Below are 22,447 nucleotides of genomic sequence, written 5' to 3' on the forward strand. Positions count from 1 at the left end.
GCGCGGTGTTCAACATGATCGAGGAGCTGTTCAACCCGGGGCGCAAGCACACGAACGAGGAGAAGAAGCGGCTGGAGCTGTCCCGGACCGATGTCAATGACAACGATCCGGGGCGGGGGCCGATAGACCTCGACTCCGGCAGAGTGCTCATACGTCCTGCCGAGCAGCCTCCGGACGGGAGCTGACCGGGACGGGCGGGGCGAAGAGCCGCAGCCGGTGGGCGAGGGCGGCAGCCTCCCCGCGGCCGGCGACGCCCAGCTTGGCCAGGATGTTCGAGACGTGCACGCTCGCCGTCTTCGGGGAGATGAAGAGTTCCTCGGCGATCTTGCGGTTGGTACTGCCGGCCGCCACCAGGCGCAGGACGTCCCGCTCGCGGATGGTCAGGCCGAGGGCCTCGGCCGGGTCGGTCTGCGGGGCGGGTGGAGCGACGGGCTCGTCGGCGTCGGTCAGCGGGAGCCGGGCGCGCTGGGCGAGCAGGGCCAGGTCCTCGCGCAGCCGGCGTGAACCGATCCGCTCGGCGGTGGCGTAGGCCTCGCGGAGCAGGGCGGCCGCGGGCTCCCGTTCGCCGCCTGCGGCCAGCAGCGCCTCGGCGAGCCGGTGGCGGGCCCTGGCCAGCAGGTACGGGCGCTCCAGCGGACGGACGGCCTCCTCTACGGCGGTCCAGTCGGCGGGGGTGTCACGGGCCTCGGCCCGGAGCAGCTCGGCCCGGAGGTACTCGGCGTGGGCGGTCCACAGCGGGACCGGGGTGGCGAGGGAACGGGCGGCGGCGCGCAGCACGCCCACGGCGCAGTCCCGGCCGGCGTCGGCGGCCGGGAGGCCGCGGGCGTCCGCCTCGGCGGAGGCGGAGGCGAGCAGCAGCGGCCAGGCGTAACGGTGCTGGCCGAGCGGGAACCCGTAGGCGATGGCGGCGGCCGTCTCGGCGCGCACGTCGGCGATCCGGCCCTCCCCCGCGGCGAGCCCGATCGCGAGGCGGTAGAGCGGTATCCGGTGCTGGGGCTGGACGTCGTGGGTGCCGAAGTGGGCGTGGGCGGCTGCGAGCTGGTGGGCCGTCTCGGTCAACTCGCCCCGGGCCAGGGCCAGGTAGGCCAGCCGCGCGGAGCCGGAGCCGCGTGGGGCCGCGCTCTGGCTGACGAGCAGGGCGCGCCGGGCCGCCTCGGCGGCCTCGTCCCAGCGGCCGAGGCTGTAGAGACTCTCGGCCATGTTTCCGCAGACCCAGGCCTCACTGTCCAACAGCCTTGACCTGCTTACCAGTTCGACCCCTTGTTCGGCCAGTTCCACGGCTTCGCGGGACCGGCCCATGCTTTCCAACTGAGAGGTGAGATTGACATGCGCGCGCCCTGCCAGCTTGGCGAGACCGAGCTTCATGGCCCGTTCCTTGACCGCGTTCAGCTCGGCGAGTCCGGCCGAGCCGTCGCCGGAGTCGGTGAGCAGGCAGCCGACCGTGATCCGGGCGTTGAGCTCGGTGTCCTCGGCGCCGAGCATGCGCGCGTACTCGACGGCGCGTTCGGCGGCGGCGAGGTTGTCGGGGCCCGGCTGGTGGAGCATGCCCCAGCTCGCGGCCCGGACCAGGACCTCGGCGTGCACCTGGGACGGGGGCAGCCCCCGGACGAGGTCCTGCGCCTTGGCTATCTCCTCCCAGCCGTCGCCGCGGCCGAGGCTGGCGACCAGCCGGGACCGCTCGGTCCAGAACCACGCGGCCCGCAGGGAGTCGCGCTCCTCCTCCAGCAGGCGCAGCGCCGTCTTCGTGATCTTCAGGGCGCGTTCGCGCTCTCCGCCGTAGCGTGCCGCGACGGTGGCCTCGGCCAGCAGGTCGATCCGCCGGAGCGGGGTGGCGGCCGAGTCGCCGCAGCCGCACGGCGGGTACACCTCGGTGTAGTCCGCCGGGCGGAGCGCCTCGCGGACCTCCTCCGGAGCGCTGTCCCACAGGTCCATGGCCCGCTCCAGCAGGCGCAGCTGCTCGGAGTAGGCGTGCCGGCGGCGGGCCGCCACGGAAGCGGCCAGTACGGCGGGCAGCGCCTTGGCGGGGTCGTTCGCCTGGTACCAGTAGCTGGCCAGCCGGATGACCCGCTCGCCGGAGCGGATCAGCGACTCGTCGGCCTCCATGGCCTCGGCGTAGCGGCGGTTGACCCGGGCCCGTTCGCCGGGCAGCAGGTCGTCGCTGACGGCCTCGCGGACCAGCGAGTGCCGGAACCGGTAGCCGTCGCCGTCGGGGGTGGCGAGCAGGATGTTGGCCCCGACCGCGGCTCTCAGCGCTTCGATCAGCTCGTCCTCGGTGAGCCCGGCGACGGCGCGCAGCAGCGGGTACTCCACGGTGGAGCCGCCCTCGGCGACGATCCGCACCAGGCGCTGGGTCTCGTCAGGCAGGACCTCGACGCGGACGAGGAGCAGATCGCGCAGGGATTCGGTGAGCCCGGTGACGCAGCCGCTCTCCCGGGAGGCGACGAGTTCCTCGACGAAGAAGGCGTTGCCGTCGGACCGGTCGAAGACGGAGTCGACGAAGTCCTCGTCGGGCTGCGCGGCGAGGATGCCGGCGAGCTGGCGGCGCACCTCCGCCCGGTTGAAGCGGGCCAGTTCGATCCGGTGGACCGTGCGGAGCCGGTCGAGTTCGGCGAGGAGGGGGCGCAGCGGGTGGCGGCGGTGGACGTCGTCCGCGCGGTAGGTGGCGACGACGACGAGCCGGCCGCTGCCGAGGGTGCGGAAGAGGTAGGAGAGCAGGTGCCGGGTGGAGGTGTCCGCCCAGTGCAGGTCCTCCAGGACGAGGACGACGGTGCGCTCGGCGGCGAGCCGCTCCAGCATCCGGGCGGTCAGCTCGAAGAGCCGGGCGGTGCTCTCCTCGTCGTGCGGGCCGCGCGGGGTGTCGCCGAGTTCGGGGAGGATCCGGGCGAGTTCGTCCTCCTGGCCGGCGGTGGCGGCGGCCAGTTCCTCGGGGAGCATGCGGTGCAGTGCGCGCAGCGCCGTCGAGAAGGGGGCGAAGGGAAGTCCCTCCGCCCCGATCTCCACACAGCCTCCGACGGCGACGACGGCGCCGCGGCGCTCTGCCGCGCAGATGAACTCCTCGGTGAGGCGGGTCTTTCCGACCCCCGCCTCACCGCCGATGAGCATCGCCTGCGGCTCCTGGCCGGCGGCGCGGGTCAGTGCGCCCGTGAGTACGGCCAGTTCGTCGGCGCGGCCGACGAACACCGGGCTGACAGATCTGGTCTCCACGCCGCCGAGCATCGCACAGCCGTCCGGTGCGGCGGCAGTCGATATCGGGCGCTCCTCATCACGCATCGGTTCACGCGGTGCGGGGCGCGTGGCCCGCGGTGCGGGCGAGGCGGCTCCGGAGTGCTCTCACCGGCCCTCGCGGTTCGAGGCTTCGCAAGGAGGCGCGGCGCGCCTTCCCGGCGTCCCGGACCGTGCGGTACGCGGCGGCCTCGCGGAGGAGGTCGGCGGTGCGGACGGTGGCGGCGATCTCGTACTCGTACATCTCGTACTCCCTGGTGGCGTTTCTCGGTCACCTCGTTCGGTGTGATCCAAGATTCGCGTCCCAGGGGGTGCCGGCACATCGGTCGCATGCCGCATCTGCCGGGGGCAGGGGGCCTTAGTCCGGGCGCGGGGGTGCCCGGACCAGGCCGAGTTCGCCTAAGGCAGTACCTAGCCCGCCGCCTTCGGGATGGCGAGGAGGAGGTCGAAGTACATGAGGACGAAGAGGAGTACGCCGAGGGCGCCCAGTCCGATGCCCGCCCAGGAGACGGACCGCACCCAGGTGGGGAGGTTGCGCTCGGGGGTGCTGAAGGCCGGGAGGGCCAGCACGAAGGTGGCGATGATCAGGGCGAGGGCGGAGAAGACGCCGTTCACCATCGCGGTGGTGTGCCACGGGTCGACGAACTGGGCGGCGATCTGCGCGTTGGCGTCGGCGGCCTGGCTCAGCTCCAGGCGGGCGGCGATGCTCGCGCGCTCGGACACGATGCCGGCGACCCAGCTGCCGCTGAGGGCGACGACGCCGAGCCCCGCGGAGACGATCGCGAAGGCCGCGGACCCGACGTGGCCCGGCTGCGCGGCCTCGGTCTCGTCGTCCTCGTCCTCGTCAGCGGCGAAGGTCTCGTCCTCAAGGGCCGCGTCGGTGGGTACGGAGGCGGCTTCGGCCTCGGCGGGCTGGGTGACCTCGGTCTTTTCGAGGTCGACCGGGGCGGCGTCCGCCTCGGTGGCGTTCGCGGCGGGGGTCTTCGTGGTGTCCATGCGGGGCACCGTAGGCGCCCTGTCTGAGAGTTTTCTGAGAATCCGCTGGTCGTGGGCACTACGGGCCCCGCGGTCTGCGGGGCCCCGGCCGAAACCCGGTCGATCCGGTCTAGGCCGGGCGGGCCGCGGACCACTCGTGGGCGAGGAGCGACCAGACCTCGGTGTCCTGGCGGACACCGCGGTGCAGGTAGTTCTGCCGCATGACGCCCTCACGGGTCATGCCGAGGCGCTCGGCCACGGCGAGGCTCTTCTTGTTTCCGGTGGCGGCGTGCCACTCGACGCGGTGCATGCCGCGCTCGCCGAAGGCGTAGTCGATGAGGACCTGGCAGGCCTTGGTCACCAGGCCCCGGCCGGCCGCGGCGGGCTCCAGCCAGCAGCCGATCTCACAGTTGCCGCCGTCCGCGTCGAAGGCCGGGAAGAGGACCCCGCCCACGAGGGTGCCGTCGAGCCGGATGCCGAAGAACCGGGCGCCGTCCTCCCCCGCCTTCACCGCGTACTTGGCCAGGAAGGCCCGGGCGGAGTCGAGGTCGGGCGACCGGTCCGGGAAGCCGACGTACTGGCCGATGAACTCGCGGCCGCGTTCGATGTGGGCGAAGAACTCCTCGGCGTGCCGGGCCTCCAGCGGGAACAGCTGGGCGTCGTCGGCGAGGGCTATCGAGAACATGCTCGGTCTTCCTTGGGTCTCGGGCGGCGGGTGGCCGGATCACCTGGAGGTGGTGGCGGGCTCGGCGCCGTCCTCGCTCGTGACGGGGACGGCGGCGGTCCGCTGTGCCGGAAGTTTCGCATGCGAGCGGCGCTCGGGGGGCTCGATGCTGATCCTGGGCAGCCGCCGGTCGAGCCAGGCGGGCAGCCACCAGTTGGCGCCGCCGAGCATGTGCATGAGGGCCGGGACGAGGAGGGTGCGCAGCACGAAGGCGTCGAGGGCCACGGCCGCCGCGAGCGCGATGCCGAACATCGCGATGATCCGGTCGCCGCTGAGGACGAAGGCGAGGAAGACGGAGATCATGATCACGGCCGCCGAGTTGATGACCCGGCTGGTCTCGGCGAGGCCCACGCGCACGGCCCGCCGGTTGTCGCCGGTCTCCAGCCACTCCTCGTACATCCGGCTGACGAGGAAGACCTGGTAGTCCATCGACAGTCCGAAGAGGACGGACACCATGATCACGGGGAGGAAGGGTTCGATGGGGCCGGCGCTGCCCAGGCCCAGCAGTTCGCTCCCCCAGCCCCACTGGAAGATCGCGACGACGACGCCGAAGGAGGAGGCGACGGCGGCGACGTTCATGGCCGCCGCCTTCACCGGGATGCCGATGGAGCGGAAGGCCAGCAGCAGGAGCACGCAGCCGAGGGCGATGACCACGCCGACGAAGAGCGGCAGCTTGCCGATGATGACCTCGGCGAAGTCGTCGTAGGCGGCGGTCACACCGCCGACGTGGACCTCCATGGAGTTGCCGTGTCCGGCGCGCGGGATGACGTCCTGGCGGAGGGTGTCGACGAGGTCGCTCGTGGCCCGGGACTGGGGGGCGGAGTCCGGTACGACGGTCAGGACGGCGGTGTCCCCGCTGCGGTTGAGGACGGCGGGGCCGGTGGAGGCGACGCCCTTGGTCGTACGGAGCGCCTGTGCCAGGTGGTCGACGGCGATCCGGTCGCCTGCGCCGTCCAGCCGGGCGACGACGGTGAGCGGTCCGTTCGTGCCGGGCCCGAACCCGTCCGCCAGCAGGTCGTAGGCCTTGCGGGTGGTGGAGGTGGCCGGGTTGTTGCCCTGGTCGGAGGTGCCCAGGTGGAGGGAGAGGGTGGGCAGGGCCAGCACCACCATGACCGCGGTGGCGAGGAGGCCGAGCAGCTTGGGGTGGCGTTCCACGAAGGCGGACCAGCGGACGGCGAAGCCGGAGGTCTGCGCGGGCATCGGGCCCTCGGCGGCCAGTCTGCGGCGCTCGCGGCGCGAGAGGGCGCGCGTGCCTATGTACGAGAGGAGGGCGGGCAGCAGGGTGACCGAGGCGGCGACCGTCAGGACGACCGTCACGGAGGCCGCTATCGCGACGCCGTTGAGGAAGTTCAGCCTGAGCACGAGCATGCCGAGCAGGGCGATGCAGACGGTGGCACCGGCGAAGACGACGGCCCGGCCGGTGGTGGCGACGGCGTTCTCGGCCGCCTCGTGGACGGGGAGGCCGCGCGCGAGGCCCTTGCGGTGCCGGGTGACGATGAAGAGGGCGTAGTCGATGCCGACGCCGAGGCCTATGAGGGTGCCGAGCATCGGCGCGAAGTCGGCGACGGGCATCGCGTGCCCGAGGAGGGTGATGCCGAAATAGGCGGTGCCCACGCTGACCAGGGCGGTCGCGATGGGCAGCAGGCTCGCGGCGAGCGAGCCGAAGGCCAGGAAGAGGACCAGGGCCGCGACGGCCACGCCGATGACCTCGGCGAGGTGTGCGGTGGGGGCCTCGGTGAGCTGGATGGCGCGGCCGCCCAGTTCGACCTGCAGACCGCCGGCCTCGGTGGCGGGGTTCTTCACCGCGTCGACGACGGCCCGGGCCTGGGCCTTGGGTACGGAGTCCGCCTGCTGGTCGAAGGTCACCACGGCATAGGCGGTGCGCCCGTCGGGGCTGATCCGTGCGGCGCTCTCGGGGCCCGGGCCGTAGGGTCCGGCGACGGATCCGACGCCCGGCAGTGCGGCGACCGCGTCGAGTGCCCGGGTCATGCGCTGCTCGATGTCGGGGGTGCGCGCGCTCTGATGGTCCGGGGCCCGCCACACGATGGTGTCGGTGTCGCCGCCCTGGCCGTGGAAGCCCTCGCGGAGGAGGTCGTTCGCCCTCCCGGACTCGGTGCCGGGGACCTCGTAGTCGTTGGAGAACGCCGCTCCGGCGGTGCCTGCGGCCGCCGCGGTCCCGCCGAAGGCGAGCAGCCAGATCAGGACGGTGAGGAGACGGTGGCGCATGCACCAGCGTGCGATTACTGCCAACGGACGTGCTCCCTGATGGTTCGGGTCTTCACCGGGAGGCGGCCCGTCGCAAAGAACGCATGAACTCGTGCAGACACGACCGACTGCCCGGGGGATCGCCCCGGGGATGTGGCCCAGATGGTCTACACCTACACGATCTCAGCGTTTCGTGATCGTTGGCCCTTTTCGTGTGCATCGTCACAGGGAGCCGGGGAAGGCGCGCGGCCTCGGTCGCGGGGACGGCCTAGCGGGCGGCCGGCCGGTCGTCGGGCTCGTCCACCCGGTAGCCGGGGATCGAGGGCCAGCGGACGGTGAGGACCACCGCGTCCTCCTCCGCGTACCAGGAGTGGTCGACGCCGCGGCCCCAGAGCACGTAGTCCCCCTGCTCGGCGAGGACGACGGTCCGCCCCGGGAACTCCAGCCGGAAGCGTCCGCTGATCAGCACCAGCAGTGCGGTGCGCTTCTCGGCGGTCGCCCACCGCTCCCGTTCGTCGCCCTTCGGGTGGACACCCCATTTGATCTCCACGTCCTCGCTGTGACGGGGATCGGCGGGGTCCTTGAAGTGGCCCAGCAGCCAGCCGCGGTCGGCGGCGGCATCGGGAGTGGCCTTGCCGGTGTAGATGGTGGAGTCGTCGTTCACGGGGTGAGGCTAATGCAGTTGTGCCGGCCGGTCGGACACTGGTGAGCTGGGACGATGACGATGGATCTTGATGAGCTTCTGAAGGTGCGCGCCCGCTACGACGCGGAGGTGCGCGAGGGGGCGCAGGCGGACAGCGCGCAGGCCCGGGTGGAGCGGGCGGGCCGGGTCGTACGGCAGAGCGTGCCCGGGCCCGGGTGGAACGGCGTGCTCTGGTCGGACCTCGACGAGGAGAACGCGGATGCGGAGATCGCCGCGCAGGTGGCGTTCTTCGCGGGACGCGGGTGTCCCGAGTTCGAGTGGAAGCTGTACGGCCACGACGGGCCGGCCGATCTCGGGGAGCGGCTGCGGGCGGCGGGCTTCGTACCGGAGCCGCCGGAGACCCTGTTGGTGGGACGGGCGGCCGAGCTCGCGCGGCTGCCGGTGGAGCCGCCGGAGGGGATCACGCTGCGGGTGGTGACGGACGAGGCCGGGGTCGACCTGATGATGGAGGTCCACGCGGGGGCCTTCGGGACCGAGCGGCCGCGGATCCGGGAGCACCTGCTCGACCAGCTGCGGAACGAGCCGGAGAGCATCGAGGCGGTGCTGGCCATGGCCGGCGACACCCCGGTGAGCGCGGCCCGGATGGAGATGCGGCCGGGATCGGCCTTCGCGGGCCTGTGGGGCGGCGGCACGCTCCCGCAGTGGCGCGGCCGCGGTATCTACCGGCTGCTGGTGGCCCACCGCGCCCGCCTGGCGGCGGAGCGCGGCATCCCGTACCTCCAGGTGGACGCGTCGGACGACAGCCGCCCGATCCTGGAACGGCTGGGCTTCGGGGTCCTGGGCGTGACGGTGCCGTACCTGTGGACGGCCCCCGGCACCGCCTGACCTCCGCACCTCCGCACCTCCGCGCCGGCGCCGCTGCGTGCGGTCGCGGGGGGGGCGGCTCCCCGACGGGGTTCCACCGCCCGGGATCAGCGGGCAGGATCGCCCGCATGGAACGCATCAGCCCGCCCCTGACCGGCAACGAGCGCGAAACCCTCCGGGCCTATCTCGACTACCACCGGGCCACCCTCGCCTGGAAGTGCGAGGACCTCACCGACGAGCAGTTGCGCCGGAGCTCGATGCCCCCGTCCACACTGTCCCTGCTGGGCCTGGTCCGGCACATGGCCGAGGTCGAGCGGCACTGGTTCCGCCGCGTCCTGGGCGGCGAGGACCTCCCGCACCTGTGGTCGGACACCCACGACTTCCAGGCCGCCTACGACGCCTCCGGCTCCAGCCGCGCCGAGGCCTTCACCGCCTGGCGGGACGAGGTCGCGCACGCCCGCCGGATCGAGGCGGCGGCCGAGTCCCTGGACGTGAAGGCGTACGTGCCGAGCTGGCAGGAGGAGGCCTCGCTGCGCCTGGTCATGCTCCACCTCATCCACGAGTACGCCCGCCACAACGGCCACGCCGACTTCCTTCGCGAGGCGATCGACGGCACCACGGGGGCGTAGGGCGCACAGGGCGCGGGCGTGCGGCACGGCACGGCACCGCATCGCATCGCGCCGCACCGCGCACGCCGCGTCTCAGCCGCCCGTGCCCGGCCGCCAGTAGCCCAGCCCGTTCACCCGATGCTTCGGCAGCGCGAGTTCCTTGCGCAGGTACGCCGTCAGGGAGCGCGTCGTCACCGTGTCGCACGCCAGCCAGACGTACGCCGACTCCGGGTCCCCGAGCAGTTCGGGGAGTTCGGCCCGCACCCGGTCGGCCAGGGCCGTACCGTCGCGCCGTACCCGGCGGATGTCGTGCCGGCCCTGCTCCACGCGCATCGGCAGCTGCTCGTCCGAGTCGTGCTGCGTCTCGAACCAGATCGTCGCCGGTGTCTGCGGGTACGTGTCCAGCAGCGAGTTGATCGCCGGGAGGGAGGCCGGGTCGCCGATGACCAGCAGGCGCTCGGGGGACGGGACGGGTCCGGTGAATCCCGTGCCCTGCACGGTGGCCTCGATCGTGTCGCCCGGTTTGGCGCCGCGCGCCCAGGCGCTGGCGGCCCCGTCGTGCAGGGCGAACTCGAAGCAGAACGTGCCCGCTTCGGGATCCGGGTCGACGAGCGTGTAGGCCCGCTGGTGCGGACGGCCCGCGCCCTCGAACCAGACCCGCACCCACATCGTCGGATGCAGCGACTCACCGGCGGCCGCCAGCAGTCCGCCGTCGGTGAAGTACACCCGGCGGTAGTGCTCCGTGACGTCTTCCGCCCCCGTGACCGTGAACGTGAAGTCCTTGCCCCGCATGAGCTTCAGGACCACGCCCTCCCAGCCCTTGCCGACCGCCATGTCCAGCCCCTCCCCTGTACGCGTCTATAGTTAGGGCAGCCTAACCTAATGCACCCTGGGGAAGAGTGTGAGCAGCGTGAGCAGTGTGAGCAGCGAGAACGACTCGGAGACCTCCGAATCGTACGAGGTCTTCCGCGACCCCTGGGGCATCCCCCACCTCCGCGCATCCGACGAGCTCCGGCTCGCCCACGCCCAGGGCCGGGTCACCGCCTTCGACCGCGCCTGGCAGCTGGAGGTCGAACGGCACCGCGCCCAGGGCTCCAGCGCCTCTTTCCTCGGCGCGGACTCCGTCGGCTGGGACCGCTTCGCCCGCCAGTGCCGTCTCGCCGACACCGCCCGCCTCTGCTACGAGGCCCTGGAGGCCGATGATCCCGGCACCGCCGCCTGGGTCCGCGCGTACGTGGACGGCGTCAACGACGGGCTCGCCGCCGGCGCCGCCCGCGACGAGCGCTTCGCCCGCACCGGCCTCACCCCCGCTCCCTGGGAGCCGTGGGTGCCGCTCGCCATCTGGATCGCCACCCACATCCTGTTCGCCGGTTTCGCCACCAAGCTGTGGCGCGAGCGCGTGGCCCGCGCTCTCGGCGACGAGGCGGTCACCCTCTTCGCCACCGACGGCCCCGGCACCGCCGGCAGCAACGGCTGGCTGGTGCCGGGCGACCGCACCGCCACCGGTTCGGCGATCATCGCGGGCGACCCGCACCGGTTCATCGAGGACCCGGGCGTCTACCAGCAGATACGTCTCTCCTGCCCGGGCTACGACGTCCTCGGCCTGGCCGTCCCCGGCGTCCCCGGCCTCGCCCACTTCGGGCACACCGGCACCGCCGCCTGGGCCATCACCAATGCGATGGCCGACTACCAGGACCTGTACGTCGAGCAGTTGCGCCGCGGCGCCGGCTCCGCGGTCGAGGCGCTCGGCCCGGACGGCGCCTGGGAGCCCGTCGCCCGCCACACCGAGACCATCACCGTGGCCGGCGGCGACGACGTCGAGGTGGAGATCCTGGAGACCGCCCGCGGCCCCGTGATCATCCACGCGGACGGGGACACCGGGGCCGACGCGCTCGCCGAGGCCCACGCCGACGGCAGCGCGCAGACCCTCTCCCTCCGCTACCCGCCCCGGGTCCGCCGGGACCTCGGCTTCGCCGCCCTCCCCGCCCTCCTGCGCGCCCGCACGGTCGCCGACATCGACCGCGCCCTCGACGGCTGGGCCGAGCCGGTCAACGTCGTGCACGCCGCCGACACCTCGGGCGGGCTGCTGCACCGCGTCGCGGGCGCGGTGCCGCTGCGCCACCGCACGAACCGGCTGCGCCCGGTGCCCGCCTGGGAGCCCGGGCACGCCTGGCAGGGCTGGGCCCCGACCCCCGCCGAGCCCGTGCAGGGCTTCGCCGTGATGGCCAACGCACGCGGGATCGCCTCCCCGCTCGGCGTGGAGTTCGCGCCCCCGCACCGCGCCAACCGCATCCGCGAGCTGCTCAGCGGCTCCGCGGACTGGTCCCCGAAGGCGATGGCCGACGTACACCGGGACACCCACCTGGCCTCGGCCGCGCCCCTGCTCGCCCTGCTGCCCGGCTTCGAGGACCTGACGCCGGCGGCGCGGGCCCTGCGCGAGCGGCTGCTGGCCTGGGACCGGCACATGGCGGCCGACAGCACGGACGCCACCGTCTTCTCGGCCTTCCGGACCGCGACCGTGCGCCGCTTCGCCGCCGACCCCGTCTTCGCGGAGCTGTGGGGGGCGCCGACCGGCCCGGACGTGTTCCACCCCTGGCTGTACCTGGTCCCCCGCATCGGCTACGCCCTCGAAGGCCTGCTCACCACCTCCCTCGTCCCCGGCCTCGACCGGGCGGCGCACGTCCGCGCCGCCCTGGAGGAGACGGCGGCCGCCGGCGCCCCCGACGCCGCCTGGTCGGAGGTGCACCGCCTCACCCCCTGGCAGGCCCTGCCCGACCAGGAGGCCGCGGACTGGCCCGGCCTCGGCGGCGACCACGACTGCGTGAACGCCACCTCCTCCGTCCCGGGCTTCACCGACCGCACGGCCCGTGCATCGGCGGCCCGTTACGTCTGGGACCTCGCCCGCCGCGAGGACAGCCTCTGGGCCGTCCCGCTCGGTGCGGACGGCGTCACCGGCTCACCCCACCACCGCGATCAGCTCCCGCTGTGGGCTGACTGCCAACTCGTCCCCGTCGTCACCGACTGGACCCGGCTCACCAAGGAATCGATATGACCTCCCCCGTCTCCGTCAGACAGCCCGTTCACACCGAGCACGTCGAGGGCTTCGGCACCGTCGTCTTCACCCCCGTCGACCCGGCCGCCGACTCCGCCCTGATCCACAGCTGGGTCACGCAGGAGCGCGCCCGCTTCTGGGGCATGGGCGAGGCCAGCCGCGAGCTGGTCCAGGAGATCTACGAGGACGTCGACCGGCGCACCACCCACCACGCGTTCATGGTCAGCCGCGACGGCGAGCGGGTCGCGCTCTTCCAGACGTACGACTGCGCCGAGGACCGGGTCAGCGAGTGCTACGAGGTCCAGCCCGGGGACGTCGGCGCGCACCTGCTGATCGGCCCGGCCGAGGGAGCGGTCCAGCACGGCTACACCGCGGCCCTGATGACCGCGTTCATCGCGTTCGTGTTCGCCGACGGTTCGACCCGCCGCGTGGTCGTCGAACCGGACGCCCGCAACGTCAAGGCCATCGCCCTCATGGAGCGCACCGGCTTCGAGCTCGGACCGGAGGTCGAACTCCCGGAGATCGACCTGCCCGAGGTCTACCTCCCCGCCAAGCAGGCCCGCCTGGCGTTCTTCACCGCGCCGGGTTCCGCGTCAGGAACTCACTGACCAGAGCCGCCCATTCGGCCGGGCGCTCGGCGAACGGAAGGTGCCCCGTGGGCAGTTCCGCGAGCCGTGCGCCCGGCAGCGCGTCCGCCAGCTCCCGCTGGGACGCAAGGGGTACGAGCCGGTCCCCGGTCGTCGCGATGACGAGGGCCGGTACGTCGATCCGGGCCAGCTCGGCCCGCAGGTCGGCGCCCTTGATCAGCGCGGCATGGTCCCCGCCCCCGGGCTGCACGGTCGCCGCGGTCTCCCGTACGACGGCCTCCACCTGCCCGGGGTCCAGCGCCGCCAGCTGCTCCGCGCTCAGCACGAGCGGTACGAGGAGCCGCGCGAGCAGCTCGTTCTCCCCGAGCCGGGCCAGCCCGGACCACAGCTCGCCGACGAGGCCGAAGGCGTGGTCGGCCCGCGCGAAGCTCGCGGTGAGCACGAGTGCCGTGACCCGTCCGGGGTGGCGCGTGGCGACCCGTACGGCGACGTTCCCGCCGAGCGAGTAGCCGAGGACGGCAAAGCGCTCCAGGCCCTCGGCGTCGGCGGCGGCGACCAACCGGTCGGCCAGCTCGTCGAGTTCGAGCGGACCGGTGGCCTGCGGCGTCGCGCCGGCGCCGGGGTAGTCGACGGCGACGACGCTGTGCGTGACGGCGAGGGCGTCCAGGACCGGCCCGAAGTTCGACTCCACCGAACCGCCGGCGCCGTGGGCGAGCAGGAGCCCCGGCCCGCCGCTCTCCTTGCGGACCGTACGCGCGTATTCGGTACTGGTGCTGGTGCTGGTGCTGGTGACGGACATGACGGTACCCCTGATTTCGATAGCGGTCACTACATAAAGAACGGTACCCGAACGCCTTAACGATCGCTACAGAAAGAAGGCCCCCCACCGGAATCCCGATTCCCATTGACCCCGCACACCCCGCCCCGGGAAGCTGATGCCCACTCAAAGTGGGTTGAGGTGGGGGACATTGACCAGTCAGAACCTGCACATCGGACCAGACTCAGCGGCTGACCGGTACCGTCTCCTCCGGTCCATCGGGCGCGGCGGGGAGGCCGTGCTCTATCTCGCGGAGATCGAGCTCGCCGGCGGATCCGAGCCCGTGGTCGTCAAGGTGCTCGACTCCAAGACGACCATCACGCCCGACGTCTTCGACCGCATCAGCCAGAAGTGGAACGAGCAGGCCGAACTGCTGCGGTTCGTCCACCGCCCCGGCGTCGTGGGCGTGCGCGAGCACTTCGAGGGGCCGCCGATCCACCGGCCCGGGGAGTCCTCGACCCTGACCGGGCGGGCGCTCGTCCTCGTGATGAACCACGTCGACGGCCTGGACCTGCGGGACTGGCGGGCCGAGCGGACGCTCGCCACCGCCGCCGAGCGGCGCGAGGTGATGCGCACCCTGGAGCAGCTGGCCGACGTACTGGACTGGCTGCACTCGGGGAAGGCCACCCCGTCCGGACGCCAGGTCATCCACGGCGACCTCTCCCCCGGCAACGTGATGGTCGACGCCCACGGGCAGGCCACGCTCGTGGACTTCGGCCTCAGCAAGCTGACCGCCGACCACCAGACCGCCGAGGTCTGGTTCACCCCGGGCTACGCGGCGCCCGAGGTCTTCGACGGCAAGCGGACCCCGGGCACGGACCGGTACGCCTTCGGGGCGATCGCCTACTTCCTGCTGAGCGGGCAGTCGCCGCCCGCCACCCCGGAACAGCTGGCGCACGCGCTGACGGAGCTGCCGCAGATCGCCGTGCTGGACACCGAGCAGCGGGCGCGGATCGCCTCGATCTATGCGGCCGACCCGGGGAAGCGCCCGGTGAACCTGGCCGGCTGGATGAAGGACGTCCGCCACGCCGTGGTCTCCACGACCGCCTCCACCTCCCAGCGGGCGGCCACCGTGCAGGACGCGGCTCCGGCCAAGCCGGCGGCGCCGCCCCAGCCGGTGCTGCCGCCGCTGCCCGCCTCCCCGCCCGCCTCGGCCGCCCCGCCCGCCCCGGCCCCGACGACGACCTCGACGCCAACGCCGGCGCCGGCGCCCGCGGAGGCGTACGTGCCGACGGCGCCGGTCACGGCCCCCGATCCCGGGCCGGCCACCGTTCCCGGCTCCGTACCGCCCGGGTACGGCCCCGCGGCGTACCAAGCGGCTCCGTCCCCCGCTCCGGAGCCTCCCCGCCCCGCCAAGCGGAGGCGCACCGGGCTGATCCTGGGCTCGGTGGCCGCCGTCGTGGTCATCGCGGCGCTCGCGGTGGCCGGCGTACGGTTCCTCGACGACAAGGACAAGGAGAGCACCGCGGCGGACGGGAAGCCCGGCGCGACGAGCTCGGCCCAGACCCCCTCCACCCCGTCGCCCGCGGCCACCAAGTCCACGCAGGCCTCCCCGGAGGCATCCCCGGAGTCCTCCACGAGCCCGGATGCCTCCGCCGGCCCGGCCGACCCGGGCTCGGTCAAGGACAGCAACGTCGCCGACCTGACCGTGCTGTCCTCGGTGGGCTCGGCCGACAACTTCGAGGTCGGCTCCGCCAAGCTGAACACGAAGGAGTACGGGGCGACCCTGCTCGGCAGCTGCTACTACGGCGCGGCCGTCGAGTACGACGTGAACCGCGCCTGGAAGACCCTGGAGTTCACGGCGGGCATCGACGACGGCTCGACCGTCGAGCAGGCCCGGCTCACCATCTCCGTGGACGACAAGCCCGCGCTGTTCTCCGAGCTCGTCCACCTCGGCAAGCCGGTCACCAAGTCCCTGAACATCGAAGGGGCCCTTCGGCTGCGCATCAAGGTGGAGGAGAGCTGCAAGGGCCGCGGCAACGCGGTGCTCGCGGCGCCGGTCCTCAAGCGCTGACGGAGCCGGTCCCGTCCGGCACCCCGAGGTCGGCCCGCATGGCCGCACGCATCTCCCGGAGCAGGGCCCAGATCTCCTGCTGGGCCGCGGAGACGGTGGCCATCGTCTCGCCCTCCTCGGGGCCGCCCCGTTCCAGGCGCTTGACCTGGCCGTAGACCTTGCTCAGGGCGTGGTTGACGGCGCTCGCAGGCCCGAGCACGGCGTCCGGGGCGATCATCTGCGCCTCGGAGTAGCGGTCGCGCTGGGCGTCTTTCGCCTCGTCGAGCGCCTCCCGGTCCGCACCCTCGACCGTGCGCTCCCGCATGACGTGCAGGTGCCGGTTGAGGGCGGTGGTGAACTGCCGGGAGTCCCGGTTGAGGTCTGCGTAGCAGGTCCGCCGCAGCGTCAGGTAGTCGCGGGTCTCCTCGTGACCTCGCAGGAGTTCCATCTCCCGACGTTTCGCCCGCGCCGCACCGCGCTGGGTGAGCAGCGCCCCGCCCAGCGTGCCCGCCACACCCACGGCCGCGACGACCATCGCACCGATCTCCACCCGCAACTCCCCTCGTCCTTCGACGGCCTTGGCCTGTCCAGTGTGCGGGAGACGGCCGAGGCCCCGCACCAACGGGTGCGGGGCCTCGGGGCGTTCGGGCTGTCAGGGCCGAAGGGCTCAGCCCTCGGAGACGCCCAGGCGCTCCAGGATGAGTTCCTTGACGCGGGCCGCGTCGGCCTGGCCGCGGGTGGTCTTCATGACCGCGCCGACCAGGGCGCCGACGGCGGCGATCTTGCCGCCGCGGATCTTGTCCGCGATGGCCGCGTTGCCGGCGATGGCCTCGTCCACGGCCGCGCCGAGCGCGCCCTCGTCCGAGACGACCTTCAGGCCGCGCTTCTCGACGACCTCGTCCGGGGTGCCCTCGCCGGCGAGGACGCCTTCGAGGACCTTGCGGGCCAGCTTGTCGTTGAGCGAACCGTCGGCGACCAGCGCCGCGACCCGGGCCACCTGGACCGGGGTGATCGGCAGCTCGTCGACCACGACGCCCTGCTCGTTGGCGTTGCGGGCCAGCTCGCCCATCCACCACTTGCGCGCGGCGGCCGAGTCGGCACCCGCCTCGATCGTGGCGACGATGGAGTCCACCGCGCCCGCGTTGAGGATCGACTGCATGTCGTGCTCGGTGACGCCCCACTCCTCGCGGAGCCGGTTGCGGCGCACGCGCGGCATCTCGGGCAGACCGTTGCGCAGCTCCTCGACCCATGCGCGGGCCGGGGCCACGGGGACCAGGTCGGGCTCCGGGAAGTACCGGTAGTCCTCGGCGTTGTCCTTGATGCGGCCGGCCGTGGTGGAGCCGTCCTCCTCGTGGAAGTGCCGGGTCTCCTGCACGATCGAGCCGCCGGAGGTCAGCACGGCCGCGTGGCGCTGGATCTCGAACCGCGCGGCGCGCTCGACGGAGCGCAGCGAGTTGACGTTCTTGGTCTCGCTGCGGGTGCCGAACTCGGACTCGGGGGTCGGGCGCAGCGACAGGTTCACGTCGCAGCGCATCTGGCCCTTGTCCATGCGGGCCTCGGAGACGCCGAGCGCCTTGATGACCTCGCGCAGCTCGGCGACGTACGCCTTGGCGACCTCGGGGGCCCGCTCGCCCGCGCCCTCGATGGGCTTGGTGACGATCTCGATGAGCGGGATGCCTGCGCGGTTGTAGTCCAGCAGGGAGTGGGACGCGCCGTGGATACGGCCGGTGGCGCCGCCGACGTGCAGCGACTTGCCGGTGTCCTCCTCCATGTGGGCGCGCTCGATCTCCACGCGGAAGATCTCGCCGTCCTCCAGCTGGACGTCCAGGTAGCCGTTGAAGGCGATGGGCTCGTCGTACTGGGAGGTCTGGAAGTTCTTCGGCATGTCCGGATAGAAGTAGTTCTTCCGGGCGAAGCGGCACCACTCGGCGATCTCGCAGTTCAGCGCGAGGCCGATCTTGATGGCGGACTCGATGCCGATCGCGTTGACGACCGGGAGCGAGCCGGGCAGGCCGAGGCAGGTGGGGCACGTCTGCGAGTTGGGCTCGGCGCCCAGCTCCGTGGAGCAGCCGCAGAACATCTTCGTCTTGGTGCCGAGCTCGACATGGACCTCAAGGCCCATGACGGGGTCGAACGAGGCGAGAGCGTCCTCGTACGACAGCAGTTCGGTGAAGGTCACGGTGAAACTTTCCCTCTCAGCCCAGCAGGACGTCGTCGTCGCCCAGGCGCTTCAGCTCGCGGTACAGGATCGCGAGGCCGGTGACGATGGCGGCGGCGGACACGGCGGCGTCGATCAGCTTGAGCGTGTCGTGCTCGACGCGGGCCTTCTTGACCTGCTTGAACACGCTGACGGCACCGAAAGCGGTGGTGCCGATCGACAGGTAGGTGCCGGTCTTGGACTTCTTGAAGCCCTTGGCCTTGGACAGTGCACTGGTGCTCACAGCGACGGTGCCTCCTCAAGCAGCGGGTGACCCCAACGTGCGACGAAGGCGGCCTCGACGGCCGCACCGACCTTGTAGAGCCGGTCGTCCTTCATCGCCGGGGCGATGATCTGCAGCCCGACCGGGAGACCGTCCTCCGGTGCCAGGCCGCAGGGGAGCGACATGGCGGAGTTGCCGGCCAGGTTGGTCGGGATGGTGCACAGGTCCGCGAGGTACATCGCCAGCGGGTCGTCGGTGCGCTCACCGATCGGGAAGGCGGTGGTCGGGGTCGTCGGGGAGACGATCACGTCGACCTGCTCGAAGGACTTCTCGAAGTCCTTCGAGATGAGGGTGCGGACCTTCTGGGCGGAACCGTAGTACGCGTCGTAGTAGCCGGAGCTGAGCGCGTACGTGCCGAGGATGATGCGGCGCTTGACCTCGTCGCCGAAGCCGGCTTCGCGGGTCAGGGCGGTGACGTCCTCGGCGGACTTGGTGCCGTCGTCGCCGACGCGCAGGCCGTAGCGCATGGCGTCGAAGCGGGCCAGGTTGGAGGAGCACTCGGACGGCGCGATCAGGTAGTACGCGGCCATCGCGAGGTCGAACGACGGGCAGTCCAGCTCGACGATCTCGGCGCCCAGCTCCTTGAGGAGCTCGACCGACTCGTTGAAGCGCTGGACGACGCCGGCCTGGTAGCCCTCGCCGGCGAACTGCTTCACCACGCCGACGCGCATGCCGGCGACCGAGCCGTTGCGGGCGGCCTCGACGACCGGCGGAACCGGCGCGTCGATGGAGGTGGAGTCCATCGGGTCGTGGCCGGCGATGACCTCGTGGAGGAGCGCCGCGTCCAGGACCGTACGGGCGCAGGGCCCGCCCTGGTCGAGGGAGGAGGAGAAGGCCACCATGCCGTAGCGGGAGACGCCGCCGTACGTGGGCTTCACGCCGACCGTGCCGGTGACGGCGGCGGGCTGGCGGATGGAGCCGCCGGTGTCCGTGCCGATGGCCAGCGGGGCCTGGAAGGCGGCGAGGGCGGCCGCGGAGCCGCCGCCGGAGCCGCCGGGGATCCGGGTGAGGTCCCAGGGGTTGCCGGTGGGGCCGTAGGCGCTGTTCTCGGTGGAGGACCCCATGGCGAACTCGTCCATGTTGGTCTTGCCGAGGATGACGACGTCGGCTTCCTTCAGCTTGCGCGTCAGGGTGGCGTCGTAGGGCGGGATCCAGCCTTCGAGGATCTTCGAACCGACGGTGGTCGGGACCCCGACGGTGGTGAAGATGTCCTTGAGGGCGAGCGGGACGCCGGCCAGCGGGCCGAGCTTCTCGCCGCGCTCGCGCTTGGCGTCGACGGCGCGGGCCTGCGCGAGGGCGCCCTCGCGGTCCACGTGCAGGAAGGCGTTGACCTTCTCGTCGGTGGCGTCGATGCGGGCCAGGTGGGCCTCGGTCACCTCGACGGCCGTGAGCTCGCCGGAGGCGATCTTCTCGGCGGTCTCGGCGGCGGTGAGCCTGATGATGTCGGTCATGGCTGTTAGTCCTCCCCCAGGATCTGCGGCACCTTGAAACGCTGCTGCTCCTGGGCGGGAGCACCGGAGAGCGCCTGCTCGGGGGTGAGCGACGGACGGACCTCGTCCGCGCGCATGACGTTCGTCAGCGGCAGCGGGTGGGAGGTCGGCGGGACGTCTTGGTCGGCGACCTCGGAAACGCGGGCGACCGCGCCGATGATGTCGCCGAGCTGTCCGGCGAAGTGATCCAGCTCGTTGCTGGACAGCTCAAGGCGCGCCAGCCGAGCGAGGTGGACGACCTCCTCGCGCGTAATGCCAGGCATGCAGCGATCCTCTGGGGGTGGGTGGATGTTTGGTTTCGGACCCAATCCTATGGGGCCCGGCCCCCGACCCACGAAACGGTTTGGCCCGATGTCTGAACGGGGCCGCTGCACGGAGCCCCGGGGCGCCGCCCGGACCCGCGCCTCAATCGCCGGCGCGGCTCAAAGACCGGGGCTCCGCCCCGCACCCCGCTCCTCAAACGCCGGAGGGGCTGGATGGTGCCGGCGTCAGCCGAATCCAGCCCCTCCGGTGCACGCCCGGCAGCGGCGCCGTACCCGGTCGGGCCGACGGCGGTCAGACCGCGTCGGCCTCGGCGGCGGCGAGTTCGGCCGAGATGTCGGCCGGGCGGCGCCAGCCGCGTTCTCCGCGGGCCAGCAGCCAGGCGGTGGCCTCCTGCGGCGGCATCGCGGCGGCCACCAGCCACCCCTGCACCGCGTCGCAGCCCAGGTCCCGCAGCCGCTCCCACGTCTCGTCGTCCTCCACGCCCTCGGCGACGACCAGCAGGCCGAGCGAGTGCGCGAGGTCCACGGTGCAGCGGACGATCTCCGCGTCCTGCGCGTCGACGGCCAGCCGGCCCACGAAGGAGCGGTCGATCTTCAGCTCGCTGACCGGCAGCCGCCGCAGGTGGACCAGCGAGGAGTAGCCCGTGCCGAAGTCGTCCAGGGACATCTTCACGCCGTGGCCGGTGAGCCCCGCCATGGTGTCGGCCGCCCGCTGGGGGTCCTCCAGCAGCACGTGTTCCGTTATCTCCAGCTGCAGCCCGCTCGCCGGGACCCCGTGCCGGGCCAGTCGCGCGGCCACCGCACCCGCGAAGCCCGGGGTGTGGACGTCGCGCGGCGAGACGTTGACGGCCACGGGGACCTTCAGGCCCTGGGCCCGCCAGCGTGCCACCTGGGCGAGGGCGGTCTCCAGTACGTACTCCGTCAGGTGCGGCATCAGCCCGGAGGTCTCGGCGATCGCGATGAACTCGTCCGGGGACACCCGTCCGCGTTCCGGGTGCACCCAGCGCACCAGGGCTTCGAGCCCGGCCACCTGGCCGTCGAAGCGGACCTTCGGCTGGTAGTGGAGTTCCACTTCGCCGGCGTCCAGGGCCCTGCGGAGGTCGCCGAGGAGGCCCAGGCGGTCGGGGGTGTTGCTGTCCCGCTTGGACTCGTACACCTCCACGCCCGTACGGTCGCGCTTGGCCTGGTACATCGCCACGTCCGCGCGCCGCAGCAGCCCCTCCGCGTCCAGCGCGTGGTCGGGGAAGACGGCGAGGCCGGCGCTGGCCTCCAGGACGAGGGTGAGGCCGTCCAGGTCGAGGGGGGAGCTGAGCTCCGCGACCAGGTGGCGGGCGACCCGCTGGGCGCTCGTGGTGGAGTCGGTGACGGGGAGCAGCACGGCGAACTCGTCGCCGCCGAGCCGGGCCGCCTCGGCTTCCTCGGGCAGGGCCTGGCGCAGCCGGTCGGCGATCTGGAGCAGCAGCCGGTCGCCCGCCAGGTGGCCGAGGGTGTCGTTGACCGCGCGGAAGCGGTCCAGGTCGATCAGCACAAGAGCTGCCCGGGTGCCCAAACGTTCAGCCTCGTCCAGGGCGGACCAGGCGCGCTCCAGCAGCCACTGCCGGTTCGGCAGCCCGGTCAGCGGGTCCCGCAGCTGCTCCTCGGCGCGCGCCCGGGCGATCCACAGGGTGGAGTCCAGGGCGATCAGCGGTACGGCGAACAGCGGCAGCAGGACCGGCTGGGTGACCGCGACGACGCAGATCAGGGGGGCGATGCCGAGCAGTGCCACGGCGACTAAGGCCTGCCGGAGCAGGGCGGTGCGGGCGACCGTCGGCAGGCCGTCACCGCGCGGGTTCAGCGCGATCCAGAGCAGGACGCGCGTGACGAGGAGGTAGGTGACGGCGACGAGGACGACCTCGGGGACCGCCTCCAGCTCCCAGGCGGTGGGCAGCCAGGGGGTCTCGACGGAGGGCGCCACCCCGAAGGCGGCGAGTACGAGGGCTCCCGCGCCGATGCCGAGGATGTCCACGGAGCCGTGCAGCAGACCCTGCCGCCAGCGGTGCCGGCGCGCGGCCCCGACCAGCGAGACGACGGCCAGGGAGACGAGTCCCGCGGGCACCCAGCCGTAGAGGAGGAGCACGCCGAGGGTGAGCGCGGCGCCGGATCCGGTGCCGCCCCACCAGCGGTCACGGCCCAGCGCGACCAGGTGGCCGACGATGATGCCGGTGAGGAGGGCCAGCGCCCAGCCGACCGTGCCGCCGGGGAACAGCGCATGACGGCCGTTCAGCGCGGACACGATGCCGGCGCCGAGGGCCACGACCGAGAGGCCCACGACGAGGAAGGGCAGCACGCCGCGCCGCCCCTGTCCGCCCGCGTCGGTGTCGATCGGTCGGGTCTCCGGATTCCTGGCACCCAGGACTCCGAGCCTGCCCGCCCGCATGGACGGGAGTTCCCCGCCGAATTCAGGTGACGGGTCGGCGCTTTCGGTGGGTTTCATGCCCGTACCTCTCACAGCCGGCGATGCCGATGTCACGCGATGGCCCCGATG

Annotated in this window: 20 protein-coding genes; 6 read left to right on the forward strand and 14 right to left on the reverse strand. The window is 72.7% G+C overall.

The genetic code is table 11. From position 1 onward, the window contains the following. The first annotated feature begins 14 nt into the window (after nucleotides 1-14). Nucleotides 15-185 (forward strand): DUF6191 domain-containing protein, encoded by a 171-nt coding sequence (locus ACIPYQ_RS19870; RefSeq protein ID WP_361763709.1) that lies wholly within the window; start codon nucleotides 15-17, stop codon nucleotides 183-185. Here ACIPYQ_RS19870 and ACIPYQ_RS19875 read toward each other — a convergent pair. The 6 genes from ACIPYQ_RS19875 to ACIPYQ_RS19900 form a co-directional block, all read right to left on the reverse strand. Next, the gene (locus ACIPYQ_RS19875) at nucleotides 148-3,216 is read right to left on the reverse strand and encodes an AAA family ATPase (RefSeq protein ID WP_401253396.1); all 3,069 of its coding nucleotides are present in this window, start codon (nucleotides 3,214-3,216) and stop codon (nucleotides 148-150) included. The genes ACIPYQ_RS19870 and ACIPYQ_RS19875 overlap by 38 nt on opposite strands. A 58-nt stretch (nucleotides 3,217-3,274) precedes the next feature. Beyond that, nucleotides 3,275-3,466 (reverse strand): hypothetical protein, encoded by a 192-nt coding sequence (locus ACIPYQ_RS19880; protein ID WP_401252790.1) that lies wholly within the window; start codon nucleotides 3,464-3,466, stop codon nucleotides 3,275-3,277. A gap of 167 nt (nucleotides 3,467-3,633) precedes the next feature. After that, on the reverse strand, nucleotides 3,634-4,218 hold the full coding sequence (locus tag ACIPYQ_RS19885; RefSeq protein ID WP_361763664.1) for a hypothetical protein: 585 nt from the start codon (nucleotides 4,216-4,218) through the stop codon (nucleotides 3,634-3,636). A 109-nt stretch (nucleotides 4,219-4,327) separates the two neighbouring features. After that, the gene (locus ACIPYQ_RS19890; protein WP_401252793.1) at nucleotides 4,328-4,882 is read right to left on the reverse strand and encodes a GNAT family N-acetyltransferase; all 555 of its coding nucleotides are present in this window, start codon (nucleotides 4,880-4,882) and stop codon (nucleotides 4,328-4,330) included. Nucleotides 4,883-4,921: 39 nt separating this feature from the next. After that, complete coding sequence (locus ACIPYQ_RS19895; RefSeq protein ID WP_401252795.1) at nucleotides 4,922-7,171, reverse strand: MMPL family transporter; 2,250 nt, start codon at nucleotides 7,169-7,171, stop codon at nucleotides 4,922-4,924. A gap of 223 nt (nucleotides 7,172-7,394) precedes the next feature. Next, nucleotides 7,395-7,790, reverse strand: coding sequence for a signal peptidase I (locus ACIPYQ_RS19900; RefSeq protein WP_361763673.1), 396 nt, complete (start codon nucleotides 7,788-7,790; stop codon nucleotides 7,395-7,397). A 60-nt stretch (nucleotides 7,791-7,850) separates the two neighbouring features. Between ACIPYQ_RS19900 and ACIPYQ_RS19905 the strand changes: the two genes are divergently transcribed. Then, a complete protein-coding gene (locus ACIPYQ_RS19905) occupies nucleotides 7,851-8,654 on the forward strand; it encodes a GNAT family N-acetyltransferase (RefSeq protein WP_401252798.1) in 804 nt (267 codons plus the stop codon). 107 nt (nucleotides 8,655-8,761) lie between these two features. Then, nucleotides 8,762-9,262 (forward strand): DinB family protein, encoded by a 501-nt coding sequence (locus ACIPYQ_RS19910; RefSeq protein ID WP_401252801.1) that lies wholly within the window; start codon nucleotides 8,762-8,764, stop codon nucleotides 9,260-9,262. Between the two features lie 72 nt (nucleotides 9,263-9,334). Here ACIPYQ_RS19910 and ACIPYQ_RS19915 read toward each other — a convergent pair whose 3' ends face one another. Next, nucleotides 9,335-10,075 (reverse strand): siderophore-interacting protein, encoded by a 741-nt coding sequence (locus ACIPYQ_RS19915; RefSeq protein WP_401252804.1) that lies wholly within the window; start codon nucleotides 10,073-10,075, stop codon nucleotides 9,335-9,337. Between the two features lie 76 nt (nucleotides 10,076-10,151). On the opposite strand from ACIPYQ_RS19915, the gene ACIPYQ_RS19920 reads away from it, so the two are divergent. Both ACIPYQ_RS19920 and ACIPYQ_RS19925 read left to right on the forward strand, forming a co-directional pair. Beyond that, complete coding sequence (locus ACIPYQ_RS19920) at nucleotides 10,152-12,293, forward strand: penicillin acylase family protein (protein WP_401252806.1); 2,142 nt, start codon at nucleotides 10,152-10,154, stop codon at nucleotides 12,291-12,293. Further along, complete coding sequence (locus ACIPYQ_RS19925) at nucleotides 12,290-12,901, forward strand: GNAT family N-acetyltransferase (protein ID WP_401252809.1); 612 nt, start codon at nucleotides 12,290-12,292, stop codon at nucleotides 12,899-12,901. The genes ACIPYQ_RS19920 and ACIPYQ_RS19925 overlap by 4 nt, the downstream gene beginning before the upstream one ends. On the opposite strand, the gene ACIPYQ_RS19930 is transcribed toward ACIPYQ_RS19925, so the two are convergent. Next, on the reverse strand, nucleotides 12,867-13,679 hold the full coding sequence (locus ACIPYQ_RS19930; protein WP_401252812.1) for an alpha/beta fold hydrolase: 813 nt from the start codon (nucleotides 13,677-13,679) through the stop codon (nucleotides 12,867-12,869). The two genes, ACIPYQ_RS19925 and ACIPYQ_RS19930, sit on opposite strands and share 35 nt — an antisense overlap. A 136-nt stretch (nucleotides 13,680-13,815) precedes the next feature. Between ACIPYQ_RS19930 and ACIPYQ_RS19935 the strand changes: the two genes are divergently transcribed. After that, the gene (locus ACIPYQ_RS19935) at nucleotides 13,816-15,711 is read left to right on the forward strand and encodes a protein kinase (protein ID WP_401252815.1); all 1,896 of its coding nucleotides are present in this window, start codon (nucleotides 13,816-13,818) and stop codon (nucleotides 15,709-15,711) included. Here the strand turns inward: ACIPYQ_RS19935 and ACIPYQ_RS19940 are convergent. From ACIPYQ_RS19940 to ACIPYQ_RS19965, 6 genes are all read right to left on the reverse strand, one after another. Further along, the gene (locus ACIPYQ_RS19940; protein ID WP_401252818.1) at nucleotides 15,701-16,240 is read right to left on the reverse strand and encodes a hypothetical protein; all 540 of its coding nucleotides are present in this window, start codon (nucleotides 16,238-16,240) and stop codon (nucleotides 15,701-15,703) included. The two genes, ACIPYQ_RS19935 and ACIPYQ_RS19940, sit on opposite strands and share 11 nt — an antisense overlap. 117 nt (nucleotides 16,241-16,357) lie before the next feature. Beyond that, a complete protein-coding gene (gene gatB, locus ACIPYQ_RS19945; RefSeq protein ID WP_361763697.1) occupies nucleotides 16,358-17,869 on the reverse strand; it encodes an Asp-tRNA(Asn)/Glu-tRNA(Gln) amidotransferase subunit GatB in 1,512 nt (503 codons plus the stop codon). A 16-nt stretch (nucleotides 17,870-17,885) separates the two neighbouring features. After that, nucleotides 17,886-18,131, reverse strand: a complete 246-nt coding sequence (locus ACIPYQ_RS19950) for a hypothetical protein (protein WP_361763700.1) — start codon at nucleotides 18,129-18,131, stop codon at nucleotides 17,886-17,888. After that, complete coding sequence (gene gatA / locus ACIPYQ_RS19955) at nucleotides 18,128-19,621, reverse strand: Asp-tRNA(Asn)/Glu-tRNA(Gln) amidotransferase subunit GatA (RefSeq protein ID WP_361763703.1); 1,494 nt, start codon at nucleotides 19,619-19,621, stop codon at nucleotides 18,128-18,130. The genes ACIPYQ_RS19950 and gatA overlap by 4 nt, the downstream gene beginning before the upstream one ends. A gap of 5 nt (nucleotides 19,622-19,626) precedes the next feature. Then, the gene (gatC, locus tag ACIPYQ_RS19960) at nucleotides 19,627-19,923 is read right to left on the reverse strand and encodes an Asp-tRNA(Asn)/Glu-tRNA(Gln) amidotransferase subunit GatC (protein WP_030010586.1); all 297 of its coding nucleotides are present in this window, start codon (nucleotides 19,921-19,923) and stop codon (nucleotides 19,627-19,629) included. A 292-nt stretch (nucleotides 19,924-20,215) separates the two neighbouring features. Next, the gene (locus ACIPYQ_RS19965; RefSeq protein WP_401252823.1) at nucleotides 20,216-22,396 is read right to left on the reverse strand and encodes a putative bifunctional diguanylate cyclase/phosphodiesterase; all 2,181 of its coding nucleotides are present in this window, start codon (nucleotides 22,394-22,396) and stop codon (nucleotides 20,216-20,218) included. Nucleotides 22,397-22,447 lie beyond the last annotated feature (51 nt).

The sequence above is a fragment of the Streptomyces sp. NPDC090045 genome (assembly GCF_044747975.1).
Lineage (GTDB): Bacteria > Actinomycetota > Actinomycetes > Streptomycetales > Streptomycetaceae > Streptomyces.

Excerpts from the sequence above, each read along its gene's own strand:
- ACIPYQ_RS19890 (WP_401252793.1), bottom strand. The coding sequence starts at position 4,882 with ATGTTCTCGATAGCCCTCGCCGACGACGCCCAGCTGTTCCCGCTGGAG.
- ACIPYQ_RS19915 (WP_401252804.1), bottom strand. The coding sequence starts at position 10,075 with ATGGCGGTCGGCAAGGGCTGGGAGGGCGTGGTCCTGAAGCTCATGCGG.
- gatC (WP_030010586.1), bottom strand. The coding sequence starts at position 19,923 with ATGCCTGGCATTACGCGCGAGGAGGTCGTCCACCTCGCTCGGCTGGCG.
- gatA (WP_361763703.1), bottom strand. The coding sequence starts at position 19,621 with ATGACCGACATCATCAGGCTCACCGCCGCCGAGACCGCCGAGAAGATC.
- ACIPYQ_RS19925 (WP_401252809.1), top strand. The coding sequence starts at position 12,290 with ATGACCTCCCCCGTCTCCGTCAGACAGCCCGTTCACACCGAGCACGTC.
- ACIPYQ_RS19905 (WP_401252798.1), top strand. The coding sequence starts at position 7,851 with ATGGATCTTGATGAGCTTCTGAAGGTGCGCGCCCGCTACGACGCGGAG.
- ACIPYQ_RS19935 (WP_401252815.1), top strand. The coding sequence starts at position 13,816 with ATGCCCACTCAAAGTGGGTTGAGGTGGGGGACATTGACCAGTCAGAAC.
- ACIPYQ_RS19885 (WP_361763664.1), bottom strand. The coding sequence starts at position 4,218 with ATGGACACCACGAAGACCCCCGCCGCGAACGCCACCGAGGCGGACGCC.
- ACIPYQ_RS19910 (WP_401252801.1), top strand. The coding sequence starts at position 8,762 with ATGGAACGCATCAGCCCGCCCCTGACCGGCAACGAGCGCGAAACCCTC.
- ACIPYQ_RS19930 (WP_401252812.1), bottom strand. The coding sequence starts at position 13,679 with ATGTCCGTCACCAGCACCAGCACCAGCACCAGTACCGAATACGCGCGT.
- ACIPYQ_RS19880 (WP_401252790.1), bottom strand. The coding sequence starts at position 3,466 with ATGTACGAGTACGAGATCGCCGCCACCGTCCGCACCGCCGACCTCCTC.
- ACIPYQ_RS19870 (WP_361763709.1), top strand. The coding sequence starts at position 15 with ATGATCGAGGAGCTGTTCAACCCGGGGCGCAAGCACACGAACGAGGAG.
- ACIPYQ_RS19875 (WP_401253396.1), bottom strand. The coding sequence starts at position 3,216 with ATGCTCGGCGGCGTGGAGACCAGATCTGTCAGCCCGGTGTTCGTCGGC.
- ACIPYQ_RS19965 (WP_401252823.1), bottom strand. The coding sequence starts at position 22,396 with ATGAAACCCACCGAAAGCGCCGACCCGTCACCTGAATTCGGCGGGGAA.